General features: G+C 37.1%; 12 protein-coding genes and 1 rRNA gene. 7 read left to right on the forward strand and 6 right to left on the reverse strand.

Translation table 11 applies throughout. From position 1 onward, the window contains the following. Nucleotides 1–55: 55 nt before the first annotated feature. From recR to FTV17_RS11910, 3 genes are read right to left on the reverse strand one after another with little or no spacing between them, the layout of a single operon-like run. A complete protein-coding gene (recR, locus tag FTV17_RS11900) occupies nt 56–652 on the reverse strand; it encodes a recombination mediator RecR (protein ID WP_092768447.1) in 597 nt (198 codons plus the stop codon). Nucleotides 653–664: 12 nt separating this feature from the next. Continuing rightward, entirely contained in the window at nt 665–994 is a 330-nt protein-coding gene (locus FTV17_RS11905) for a YbaB/EbfC family nucleoid-associated protein (RefSeq protein WP_035266548.1), read from the reverse strand. A gap of 24 nt (nt 995–1,018) precedes the next feature. Continuing rightward, complete coding sequence (locus FTV17_RS11910; protein ID WP_179999797.1) at nt 1,019–2,206, reverse strand: O-succinylhomoserine sulfhydrylase; 1,188 nt, start codon at nt 2,204–2,206, stop codon at nt 1,019–1,021. 141 nt (nt 2,207–2,347) lie between these two features. Here FTV17_RS11910 and FTV17_RS11915 point away from each other — a divergent pair, with 141 nt between their 5' ends. From FTV17_RS11915 to ppk1, 6 genes are all read left to right on the forward strand, one after another. Then, a complete protein-coding gene (locus tag FTV17_RS11915; RefSeq protein WP_179999799.1) occupies nt 2,348–3,442 on the forward strand; it encodes an alpha/beta fold hydrolase in 1,095 nt (364 codons plus the stop codon). A 5-nt stretch (nt 3,443–3,447) separates the two neighbouring features. Further along, nucleotides 3,448–4,317: an NAD(P)-dependent oxidoreductase gene (locus FTV17_RS11920; RefSeq protein WP_179999801.1), complete on the forward strand. Its 870-nt coding sequence runs from the start codon at nt 3,448–3,450 to the stop codon at nt 4,315–4,317. 83 nt (nt 4,318–4,400) lie between these two features. Continuing rightward, nucleotides 4,401–4,667, forward strand: a complete 267-nt coding sequence (locus FTV17_RS11925) for a YARHG domain-containing protein (protein WP_035266544.1) — start codon at nt 4,401–4,403, stop codon at nt 4,665–4,667. Nucleotides 4,668–4,696: 29 nt separating this feature from the next. Then, entirely contained in the window at nt 4,697–5,110 is a 414-nt protein-coding gene (locus FTV17_RS11930; protein WP_092768455.1) for an HIT family protein, read from the forward strand. 219 nt (nt 5,111–5,329) lie between these two features. Further along, the gene (locus tag FTV17_RS11935) at nt 5,330–6,421 is read left to right on the forward strand and encodes a porin (protein ID WP_179999803.1); all 1,092 of its coding nucleotides are present in this window, start codon (nt 5,330–5,332) and stop codon (nt 6,419–6,421) included. 178 nt (nt 6,422–6,599) lie between these two features. After that, nucleotides 6,600–8,666 carry a polyphosphate kinase 1 gene (gene ppk1 / locus FTV17_RS11940; RefSeq protein ID WP_179999806.1) on the forward strand — a complete coding sequence of 689 codons (2,067 nt, stop codon included), beginning with the start codon at nt 6,600–6,602 and terminating at the stop codon, nt 8,664–8,666. A 10-nt stretch (nt 8,667–8,676) separates the two neighbouring features. Here the strand turns inward: ppk1 and ybaK are convergent, their stop codons facing one another. After that, nucleotides 8,677–9,147, reverse strand: coding sequence for a Cys-tRNA(Pro) deacylase (gene ybaK, locus FTV17_RS11945; RefSeq protein WP_179999820.1), 471 nt, complete (start codon nt 9,145–9,147; stop codon nt 8,677–8,679). Between the two features lie 269 nt (nt 9,148–9,416). On the opposite strand from ybaK, the gene FTV17_RS11950 reads away from it, so the two are divergent. Continuing rightward, nucleotides 9,417–9,902, forward strand: coding sequence for a lytic transglycosylase domain-containing protein (locus FTV17_RS11950; protein WP_373687207.1), 486 nt, complete (start codon nt 9,417–9,419; stop codon nt 9,900–9,902). A gap of 26 nt (nt 9,903–9,928) precedes the next feature. Here FTV17_RS11950 and FTV17_RS11955 read toward each other — a convergent pair whose 3' ends face one another. Beyond that, on the reverse strand, nt 9,929–11,281 hold the full coding sequence (locus FTV17_RS11955) for an MFS transporter (RefSeq protein WP_179999809.1): 1,353 nt from the start codon (nt 11,279–11,281) through the stop codon (nt 9,929–9,931). 551 nt (nt 11,282–11,832) lie between these two features. After that, nucleotides 11,833–11,936 (reverse strand): 5S ribosomal RNA (rrf, locus tag FTV17_RS11960); the annotation flags it as partial.

An 11,936-nucleotide genomic window follows, 5' to 3' on the forward strand; every position in this document is an offset into this window, starting at 1 on the left:
AAACAATTCAGAGAAGTGATATTTCTCTAATCAAAAAAATAAGCACAATTTGTGCTTATTTCATTTGCATACGATTATGAACTGCTTGGCTTAAGGTGTGACTATCGACATACTCAAGCTCACCCCCTTGTGGTACACCTTGAGCAATACGTGTCATTTTGATATTCAAATGACGTGTAGCTTCTACCAGATAATGTGCCGTAGCCTGTCCTTCAACCGTTGCATTGGTAGCGAGAATAACCTCTGCTACCTGACCTTCAGCTAAGCGTTGAACTAATGCAGGTATGCCAACCTCTTCAGGCCCTATACCATCTAAAGGAGATAAATGCCCCCCCAATACATGATATTTGCCTCTGAAACTTCCACTTTGCTCAATAGCCATCACGTCTGCAGGAGATTCAACCACACAGAGCAAGGTATCATCTCGGTCTTGCGACAGACAAATGTCACACACCTCATTCTCGGTCAATGAGTGGCAAATAGAACATTCATGGATATGATCAGCGGCATCGCTAAGTGCTTCAGATAATGCCAAAGCACCTTGCTTATTCTTCATGATCAAATGCAACGCCATGCGCTGAGCCGACTTAGGCCCAACGCTTGGTAAAATTCGCAGTGCTTGGACGAGTTGGTCAAACCGTTCGCTGAACACTCGGCAATATCCTTAAAATAAACCTGACAAGCCAGGAGGTAATCCCATACCACTATTTGCAGACTTCATTGTTTCTTCTGAAATCGCTTCGGCTTGGCGTGCAGCGTCATTCATAGCAGCTGCAATCAAATCCTCAATCATATCTGGATCGTCTTGAAGCAATTCTGGATTGATTTCAATGCGTTTTACCACATTACGGCAAGTCATTGTCACTTTTACCAAACCACCACCAGCTTCAGCATGCACTTCTTTCTGTGCAAGCTCTTCTTTCGCTTTCTTGATGTTTGACTCTACTTCCTTTTGCATGCGCTGTGCTTGTTGCATAAGCATATTAATGTTCATTTGTATACTCCGAACAAATTTAAATTAGACTAAATCAAGACCACGTTGAATGTCTGCAATAATATCATCAACGTCTTCCAAACCTACTGAAAGACGAATTAAACCTTCTGCAATGCCAGCTGCAGCCTTCGCTTCATCAGACAATTTACCATGAGTAGTCGTTGCAGGATGAGTAATCGTTGATTTTGCATCCCCAAGATTCCCAGTAATAGAAATAAATTGAATGTGATCAATCACTTTCCAAGCAGCTTCTCGCCCACCTTTTACCACGAATGAAACGATACCACCAAAACCTTTTTGTTGCTGTTTAGCTAAATCATGACCTACATGATCCGCTAAGCCAGCAAAGAATACTTTCTCGATTTTATCGTGCTGATGAAGCCACTCAGCAATCTTTTGTGCACTTTCAGAATGAGCCTTCATACGTAGACGAAGCGTTTCCAAACCTTTTAGGAAAATCCAAGCATTGAACGGACTCATAGAAGGCCCAGTTGTACGAACGTAGCCAAAAACTTCTTCAAGTAATTGATGGCTACCTACGACAGCACCACCCAACGCACGACCTTGACCATCTAGATATTTTGTCGCTGAATAGACAACTAGATCCGCGCCCAATTTTAATGGTTGTTGTAGCACTGGCGTACAGAAACTATTATCAATTGCGAGTAAGGCATCATTTTCATGCGCGATATCTGCTAATGCGCGAATATCAGCAATTTCCGATAATGGATTTGACGGAGATTCTACAAATAGTAGTTTAGTTTCTGGTTTGATCGCAGCTTTCCAAGCATCTAAATCTGTTAAATCAACAAAATTGACAGTCACACCAAACTTAGAAATGTATTTTTCAAATAAGGCCACGGTTGAACCAAATACTGCGCGAGAACATACAACATGATCACCGGCCTTTAAGAATGACATCGCCACCGCCATGATCGCAGCCATACCCGTACTTGTTGCCACTGCACGTTCAGCACCTTCCATTGCAGCCAATCTTTTTTCAAACATTGCGACTGTTGGGTTTGTAAAGCGAGAATAAATATTACCGGGCTCTTTCCCAGAGAATTTAGCTGCTGCCTCTGCTGCATTTGCATATACAAATGAAGAAGTTAGAAACATCGGTTCAGCATGCTCACCTTCAAAACTGCGCGTATGACCTGTACGAAGTGCTAATGTATCAAGTTGGTATTCAATGTCGTCTTGCTGGCTCATTGCTCTAAATCAGTCCTAAAAACTGCCTTTGTGAATAATTGCCAACATTTTGAGCGCCCAAAGCATTTAAGGTCAAGGTAAAATATATAAATATCGCTTAGACTTCGTTCAAATCACATGCTTATGAGATCTTCAACCTTCATGGAACATTTAAAAACTAACTGGCGTTCTAAACAAAGCAAGTTAAAAAATTTAGGGACTCGCATTTTTTACGGTAAATCTTTGGTTTTATCTCAAGTAACGCCGTATGAAGTGATAGGTACTCATAAATCGAGTAAAATTCGATATTACGCATCTGAAAATAAAAAATATGTTGAGCCATTGGTCTTTGTCGCGCCTTTAGCGATCAAGATGGATATTTATGATCTTTATCCATACCGTTCTCTTATCAAATATTATACAGAGCAAGGTTTTGACGTGTATTTGTTGGATTGGGGACACTTTAGCTATAAAGATCGCGATCTCAACTTTTTAGGTTTTATTGATGATGCAATTCCAAATTGTATCGATCAAATTCGTACACACGCTAAATCTGATCAAATTTCTTTACATGGCTGGAGTATGGCGGGAATATTTGTTCTGTTGTACACAGCGCTCAGACAGCCGAACTATGTCAAAAATCTAATCGTTTTAGGTAGTCCAATTGATAGCTTTGCTTCAGGCAGTATCGGAAAGCTATATGCTAAGATGAATCGCTATCTTGAAAGAACTCGTCTACTCAAACATAAAGTTTATAACGGTCGTATTCCTAAGCGCCTCATTCACTCCCCAGGTATTTTAAATGCAATTGGATTTAAAATTTTAGATCCCAAAGGTTGGTATGAAGGCCATAAACAATTATTACTGAATCTTGATGATAAAAAACTTTTGCATGAACATGCCACTTTAGGTTATTTCCTCAATCATATGATTGATTATCCTGCTGGGGTAAACCAAGACATGTTATTCAATGTCTGGTTAAGAAATCCGTTAAAAAATGGTTATATCGAACTTCAAGATAAGAAAATCGAATTAAAAAATATAGACTGCTCTCTTATGATTGGCGCGGGTTCAAGCGATCAAATGGTCACAGCTGATGCTGTTAGACCATTGACTGAATTGACAAATAGTCGTGATGTCACGTTTACTCTTATTCCTGGTGGGCATTTAGGTTTAATGTCGAGTCTAAAAAGTGCCGATCAATTTTGGCCTGAACTTGCTCACTGGTTAGCAGAGCGTTCAACACAAACAGAGTAAAGAAAATGACGACAGTTGCATTTATTGGATTAGGAGCAATGGGTTACCGTATGGCAGCTCATTTACCCAAACACTATGAATCAGTTTTGGTATGGAATCGAAATTTCGAGAAAGCCAAACAACATGCAACTGAATATCAAACACAAGCTGTATCACTTCAAGAAGCTGCCCAAGCTGATATCATTTTTAGTTGCTTACCAACGAGTCAGCAAGTCAATGAGATCATTCATCAAGTCGACATTAAATCTGGATCAATTTGGGTAGACTGCACCAGTGGCATGCCTGATGCAGCTAAAGCACAACAAGCTTTTTTAAAATCAAAAGGTGTATTTTTTCTAGATGCGCCTGTTAGCGGACAAACTATTGGTGCTGAAAACGCGACTTTAACCTTCATGGTAGGTGGTGAAAAAGTTGCTTTTGAAACTGTATTACCAGCAATGCAAGCCATGGGTAAACTGATTAAGCATGTAGGAGACTCAGGATCTGGTTTTGCTGTGAAAGCAGTGAACAACATGCTCTTGGCTGTCCACTTATGTGCCGCTGCTGAAGGTTTTACTGCACTTAAAGCACATGGTGTGGATTTAAATGAAGCATTAGAGTGCATCAATGCTTCAAGTGGTAAAAGTGGTGTGACTGAAAATGTATTGCCTCAACGGGTATTAAATCGAAGTTTTCCAAATACTTTTGCCTTACCGTTACTGAGCAAAGACACTGGTATCGCAGTAGAACTCATTCATCAAGCAAAATTATCCGCACCTGTCATTACGCTTACTCAAAGTCTAATTGGTGCTGCTAATGCAATAGCTGAACCTAATAGTGATTTTTCGACAGCAGTTAAAATGTACGAATCATGGAGCAAAATTACCTTAGAATAAATTTTCGCCATTGAATTCACATATAAAGCCCATATAATTGAAATGTGACAATATCAAATGTCCATTTCTAAATGAGGATACTCATGAATAAGTTTTTATTAGGTTTAATTACTGCTGTATCTGTTTCAGCTGGGGTTAATGCTTTTGCCGATACTACAAAAGAGTGTGAAAAACTTAAAGATGATTACAACATCATCTATGCATCAAAAGGCTTCTGTTTTAAAGATCCAGATACTAAGGCAAAGTTCGGCAATGAAAATTGCAATACAACTAAACCTAAGTTCTCAGAAAAAGAGCAACAAAAGCTTGACTCCATTAAGCAACGTCAGAAAGAATTGAACTGTAAATAATTCAATCTAATTACATTCTGGGAATAGTTATGGCTTACGATGATCAAAATATTTTTGCAAGAATTCTACGTGGTGAACTTCCTGCAATTAAAGTGTATGAGGATGAGCAAGTTCTTGCATTTATGGACATTATGCCTCAGGCAGATGGTCATACTTTAGTCATCCCTAAATCACCTGCCGTAACTTTACTCGACTTAGATCCAAACACTGCAGCGTACACGATTCAAATCGTTCAAAAAATTGCAAAAGCGATTGAAACAGCATTAGATGCAAAAGGTATAGTTTTGATGCAGTTATCTGGTGCTGCAGCTGGGCAAACCGTGCCTCACGTACACTTTCATCTTATTCCAAGTTCAATTCATGAACTGGGTAAACACGCAGCACAAATGGGTGATCAAGAGCGTATCAAGGCTTTGGCTGAGAAGATTAAAGCTGCTTTATAACAGATCCTTATAAAATTAAGGAGCTTTGGCTCCTTTTTTGTTTTTATGCCTTTTGATTACTATAAATTGTTTCTATCCATTTTAATGATAATGAAATAAATTCTTAATATTACTGACTTATTTGTAATGAATACTTAGCACCAATAGAGAACAGTAGTTACAAAAAAACTACTGATCATGATTATTAGGACAAAAAATCAGTCTTTACTGGAGCTAGAAATGAAAAAAACACTTTGCGCATTAGCAGTTGGGGCAACACTTATTACACCAGCAATCGCAATGGCAGCTGACGTTAAAATTTATGGTCGCGCACATGTTTCATTAGATTACCTTGATGATGGTAAAGATTATAATGAAGTAGGTCTATCATCTAACTCATCTCGTCTAGGCTTTAAAGTTGAACAAAAACTAGAAAACGATATGACCGTTTTTGGTCAAATTGAACAAGAAATCAACTTTGCTAGCGGTGGACAAAATTCAGGTGTTGATTTTGCAACACGTGATACATTTGTTGGTTTAAAAGGTAATTTCGGTCAAACTCGTGTCGGTCGTTTTGATAGCCCTTTTAAAATAGCACGTGGTCCAGTTAACTTTTTCGGTGATCAAGTAGGTGATTTACGTAATGTAACACGTGCTGGTGATTTACGTTTTGATGAGCGTAATGAAAATACCATCGAATATAAATCACCAAAATTCGGAAATGGGTTCAATGTATTAGCAGCACTTTCATTGCACGAAAGCAATTCTCCAGGCTTCACTGAAACAATTGTAGATGAAGATACTGGTGAAGTTATTCAAAAGAAAGGCGACTCTAAAAAGAATAAAGCTTACGATCTTGCATTGACCTATAAAGAAGGTCCTGTTGATTTCGCAGCTGCCTATGAACATTATGAAGAAGATGCGACTCGTGGCGAACGTGATGGCTTCCGTTTAGCTGGTGCTTATAAAATCACACCTGAGCTAAATATTGGTGGTTTATATCAATATATGACTCATGACAATGACGTAAAAAATCCTGATGCACAAGTCATTGGTGTTGCAGCTGATTATAAATTTGCACCAAAAACATATATCCGTGGTCAAGTGATGCACCGTGATGTAGATGCTAAAGATGCGAACGCAACACTCATTGCTTTAGGACTTGAACATCGTCTTGATAAAGCAGTTCGTGTTTACGGTAACGTCGCAACTGTGCTTAATGACAAAAACTCAAGCCTTACACCGTGGGAACAAGCACGTACAAATAATGTGAAGGGTTTCAAAGGTGAGGATGCTTTAGGTTTATCTTTAGGTTTCCGTTACGATTTCTAAGCCCTCATTGAGTTAAAAAAAAGCACACTTATTGTGTGCTTTTTTGATTAAAATAAAATAAATCCAATTATATATATTTATCGAATATATACCAATCAATGTAATATTACTGTCACATATCAAACGTACCATCGCTGCAAGGTCTTTCCTGACGGCTCAAAAAGCAATAATTGGTACTATGCACTCTCTTGAAAACTTTCAACACAATTCAGACACTTACATAAATCGCGAACTTTCATTATTAGAATTCCATAAACGAGTTTTAGCTCAAGCTAAAGACCCTCACCACCCCTTATTAGAGCAACTAAATTTTTTAATCATCTTTTCTCGGAATTTAGATGAGTTTTTTGAAATACGCGTTGCTGGACTTCTAAAGCAGATCGAATTAAATCAAATAACAACCGCGCCTGATGCTATTCCCAATGAAATTATTTTAGAACAAATATCTAAAACAACGCATCATGCGGTTCAAGAACAATATCAGATACTTAATAACGAGCTCATCCCTCAACTTAAATCTTATGGTATCGAATTTATCCAATATCATGGAATTTTAGATAAATATACGGAATGGATTCAAAACTACTTCAGTAAATTTATTCAACCAGTAATCACACCCATCAGTTTAGACCCTGCCCATCCTTTTCCCCGTTTAGTCAATAAGAGCCTTAATTTTATTGTCACACTTGAAGGTAAAGATGCTTTTGGTCGTCAGATTGAGCTTGCGATCGTACCTGCACCGAGAACTTTACCAAGAGCGATCAAAATTCCTGATGACTTGTGCGAAGGTAAGCAACATTACATCCTGTTGTCGGCTATTCTGCAACAACATATCAATGACTTATTTCCAGGAATGAAAGCGACAGGATGCTACCAATTCCGTGTTACACGCAATGCTGACTTAAATTTAGCTGACGATGTAGACGATCTTGCAGTTGCTCTTAAAGATGAACTTTCTTCGCGAAGATTTGGACGTGAAGTTAGACTTGAAATTGATCACAATTGTCCAGAAACGATTAACCGATATCTACTTGAACAATTTGATTTAGAGCCTTCACAACTCTATCGTGTTCAAGGTCCTGTAAATTTAGCTCGATTATTTTCAGATTTTGATTGTCCAGATTTAAAGTTTAAACCCTATCAACCCGTGATACCGAAGATACTAAGACAATCAAAAAGTATATTTGATGTATTGAAACAACGTGATGTCCTTTTACATCATCCGTTTGACTCATTTTCACCTGTCATCAACCTGTTAAAAGAAGCTGCAAAAGACCCTAATGTCTTGGCAATTAAGCAGACTCTTTATCGCAGCGGACCAGATTCAGAGATCGTTCAAGTCTTAGCAGAAGCAGCACGAAATGGTAAAGAAGTTACTGCGATTATTGAATTACGTGCTAGATTTGATGAAGAATCCAATATCATGGTCGCCAACCTCTTACAAGAAGCTGGAGCTGTCGTTGTTTATGGCATTGTGGGCTATAAAACTCACGCTAAAATGATTCTGGTTGTTCGTAGAGAAGCAGATCATCTGAAACGGTATGTTCATTTGGGAACTGGCAATTATCATGCTGGTAATGCAAAAATGTATACCGATTACGGTCTGCTGACCACTGATGATGACATTTGTGAAGATGTCCATAAAATCTTTCAAGAATTGACCGGTATGGGAAAAATGGCAAAACCTAAAAAGCTGTTCCATGCACCTTTTACCTTGCATGATCAGCTTTTAAAACTCATTGCCAATGAAATCCACCACGTTAAGTCTGGTCATAAAGCGCATATTATTATCAAAGTTAACGCGTTAACTGAACCAAAATTAATCGCGGCACTTTATCAAGCGTCAAATGCAGGCGTTCAAATCGATCTGATCATTCGTTCCATCTGTTCATTAAGACCTAAAGTACCACAGTTGTCAGAAAATATCCGCGTCAGATCTATTGTAGGACGTTTTTTAGAACACACACGGGTTTACTATTTTCTAGATCAAGGCAATGAGAAATTATATTGTTCAAGTGCAGACTGGATGGGACGTAATTTATTTTCAAGAGTAGAAACTTGTTTTCCGATAGAAGATAAAAAACTAAAGAAAACGATTATTAAAGATGGTCTATTGAATTATCTGAACGATAATCAACGTGCTTGGGAATTAGATCAAGAACATCAATGGAACAAGGTATGCCCAACTGATGATCAAGAAATTTTTATCGCTCAAGAATATCTAACCAATCTACGTCAAATGTAGTGATCAAACATTAAGTGTGATCCACAATGTCCTTAAATTGAGCATCTAATACTTGGGCCAATGATTGAGGATCTAATCCGATATCTAGCCCTCGTTTTCCACCACTTACGTAAACCCTTTTAAGAGAACTGGCCGATTGGTGAATGACTGTCTTAAGTCGTTTCTTTTGAGCAATTGGACTAATCCCACCTACTAAATAACCTGTCAAACGCTCAGCCACTTTTGGATCAGCCATTTTAAGTTTTTTACAACTGAAAGCATTCGCCGCCTTTTTTAAATTAAGTTGATGGTCCACTGGTAAAATTGTCACAAAATAATTGACATCATCTGTCACTAGAAGTGTCTTAAAAACTTCATGTACAGATAAACCCAATTTTTGAGCTGCTTCTAAACCAAAACTTTCAGCATTAGGATCATGCTCATATTCATGAACAGAATAATCTATCTTTTTGTTTTTCAGAAATTTACAAGCTGGCGTCATGATGATTTCAGGCATTTAATAATGGCATTATTATAAGAAAATATTGAATCAATTTTAAATTTTTTCTGATCTATTTATTTTACTCATCAGTATATTGCAAAACTACAACACTCCATTTTATCTAGGGCTTGACCCCAATCACCAGCTTACTTATGATTTTTGCAAATTGAATTTGAACGGTTAATATTTTGCTTTTTTTAAAACGTTTACAATCACCTCCCCCATCCTTTACTTTCCTTAAATATAGTTTAGTTCTATCATCGTGTATCGTGTTTGTTGGTTGCTCATCTTTAGGTGGTGGTTCAGTACAAAAACGCGCTGCAAAACTTTCAACAGGTATTCAAAAGGCATACTCTGTACACCCAGACACCGCAAATAGGGTTTCACCACTAATTGTGCAAAGTGCGCAACAATTTGATGTCGACCCCCTGTTAATGGCCGCACTTATTCGACAAGAATCGAGTTATCGAAATTATGCAGTATCACCAGCAGGTGCTGTAGGCCTTACTCAAATTATCCCTAGATATTGGCAACAATCTTGTTCAGGTGACCTTTTTCAAGAAAATATTAATATACATTGTGGGACTTATATTCTATCAAAATACAATCAATCTGCTGGTAGCTGGAAAAAAGCTCTGGCCTATTACAACGTTGGACCTACTGGATACAACACAAATCGAAAAATGAAAAAACAAGGTAAACGTTATGCCAAACAGGTTAAAGAGCATCAAAAAAATTTAAAATCACATTTATAAAAAAAGCCTCTTATGAGGCTTTTATTCTACTGTGTAATTGAAGATGCGATTTTTATTTTTTCAGGAACTGTTTCAATCACTTTTGTCCTTTTAATACAGAACACGGCTATTGCACCAATTACTGCTGGTATAGCAACGGCAATGAAATTCCATTTGTGCGGCAATTCCATTCCTAAAAGAATACCAATGACAATGGGGCCGACAATTGCACCTATACGCCCTACTGCTGAAGCCCAACCAATCCCAGTTGAACGTACAGCAATTGGATAAGATTGCGCTACATAGCTATATATTAAAATACTTGTACCAATTGATGCTGCACCAGCCAATGCCACAAGTAGATAAATAACCATTGGCGGCGAATTGAAACTTAATCCAAATAAAGCAAAAGCTCCAATTACAAACATCGAAATCACTACAGGTTTGAGATGAAATTTGTCTGCTAGAATTCCACCACCAATAGTACCGATGACAGCGCCAATATTTAATGAAAGTAAAAACGTTAAACTACTTCCCAAAGAATAACCTGCAGCCATCATTAACTTTGGTAACCAACTTCCTAATGCGTATGTCATTAAAAGACACATAAAAAAGCAGCACCAAAATAATAACGTCGTTTTCGCTCTATTATCAGTAAAAAGAGATTTAACCGATGCATCAGGTAGTTTAATTTCGTTTAGAACTAAATGAGTTGAAGAATTAACATTTAAATCTGCGTTGATTTTATTAATAATTCCTGAGGCAGGTTCATAATTTTTTTGTTTCACTAAAAATGTTAGTGATTCAGGCATATACTTCCATATAAACGGTAATACTAATAATGGAATTCCTGCAATAAAGAACATAATCTGCCAACCAAATTCAGGTGTAAATTTTACACCCAATAAAGCCGCCATAATTCCGCCAACTGCATAGCCACTAAACATAATCGTAACTAAGGTACTTCTCAATTTTTGTGGTGCATATTCAGAAGTTAAAGTTACTAAATTTGGCAAAACACCGCCGATACCAAGTCCAGCAATAAATCTTAAAATTCCAAATTCTGTTGGATTAGTTGCGAATCCTCCTAAAAAAGTAAAACCACTGAACAAGGTTACACAAATTAAAATAACTTTTTTTCGACCAATTTTATCTGCCAACATACCAAAAAGCATTGCACCAAACATCATTCCCGCTAGCGCTGTGCTCGCTAATAACCCAGCTTGGACAGAAGTCATACCCCATTCTTGCATAAGAAGTGGCAACGTCACGCCATTAATTGCTAAATCATAACCGTCAAAAATTACGATAAATAAACACCATAATACGATTGATAAATGAAAGGGTTTAAATTTTGCATTATCAATTACAGCATTCACATTCATTGTCTGCGCTGTCATTTTTATCTCACCTCCAATTGTGAGTATTTTTAAAATAATGAACCTAGATTCATATTTTATATAAATGCAATAAATTAGGATTTTTGTCTATACAACTTTCTAGTGGATTATTCATTTAATAGATTGATTAATAATTCAATTGGCATAAAAAATCATGAAAATTCAAGTTTTAAGAGTTTTATATTTATTCTTAGTTACTAAGAATGAATTCTTATATAACCTTTCGACTGAAACCTCAATTTTGAATACTCAATCTGTAAATTAGAATTGGCATTTTATTTAATAGTGAACTTTGATGCTTTTTGTAAATAAAAATTTCATTGTAAATCATTCATTTTTTGAACCATTCACTATTGTTTATTATTTAGCTTTTCAACTAATTAGTTGAGTTGTTTTTATGATATTAGCCTTATCACTAAGGCATTTATTGTTTGGCATAAATTAACTGAATGGAGCTTCTTATTTAATTAAAAGCATTTAATTATTTTCAAATTCCATTTTTTGATATAAAAAAACACCCCCTTCGAATGAAGGGGGTGTTTAGAATAATGAGCTGGCGATGACTTACTCTCACATGGGTAACCCCACACTACCATCAGCGCTAAGAGGTTTCACTTCTGAGTTCGGGAAGGGATCAGGTGGTTCACTCTTGCTA

This window comes from Acinetobacter sp. YH12239, assembly GCF_013417635.1.
GTDB lineage: Bacteria > Pseudomonadota > Gammaproteobacteria > Pseudomonadales > Moraxellaceae > Acinetobacter.

Excerpts from the sequence above, each read along its gene's own strand:
- FTV17_RS11905 (WP_035266548.1), bottom strand. The coding sequence starts at position 994 with ATGAACATTAATATGCTTATGCAACAAGCACAGCGCATGCAAAAGGAA.
- FTV17_RS11910 (WP_179999797.1), bottom strand. The coding sequence starts at position 2,206 with ATGAGCCAGCAAGACGACATTGAATACCAACTTGATACATTAGCACTT.
- FTV17_RS11915 (WP_179999799.1), top strand. The coding sequence starts at position 2,348 with ATGGAACATTTAAAAACTAACTGGCGTTCTAAACAAAGCAAGTTAAAA.
- FTV17_RS11920 (WP_179999801.1), top strand. The coding sequence starts at position 3,448 with ATGACGACAGTTGCATTTATTGGATTAGGAGCAATGGGTTACCGTATG.
- FTV17_RS11925 (WP_035266544.1), top strand. The coding sequence starts at position 4,401 with ATGAATAAGTTTTTATTAGGTTTAATTACTGCTGTATCTGTTTCAGCT.
- FTV17_RS11930 (WP_092768455.1), top strand. The coding sequence starts at position 4,697 with ATGGCTTACGATGATCAAAATATTTTTGCAAGAATTCTACGTGGTGAA.
- FTV17_RS11935 (WP_179999803.1), top strand. The coding sequence starts at position 5,330 with ATGAAAAAAACACTTTGCGCATTAGCAGTTGGGGCAACACTTATTACA.
- ppk1 (WP_179999806.1), top strand. The coding sequence starts at position 6,600 with ATGCACTCTCTTGAAAACTTTCAACACAATTCAGACACTTACATAAAT.
- ybaK (WP_179999820.1), bottom strand. The coding sequence starts at position 9,147 with ATGACGCCAGCTTGTAAATTTCTGAAAAACAAAAAGATAGATTATTCT.
- FTV17_RS11955 (WP_179999809.1), bottom strand. The coding sequence starts at position 11,281 with ATGACAGCGCAGACAATGAATGTGAATGCTGTAATTGATAATGCAAAA.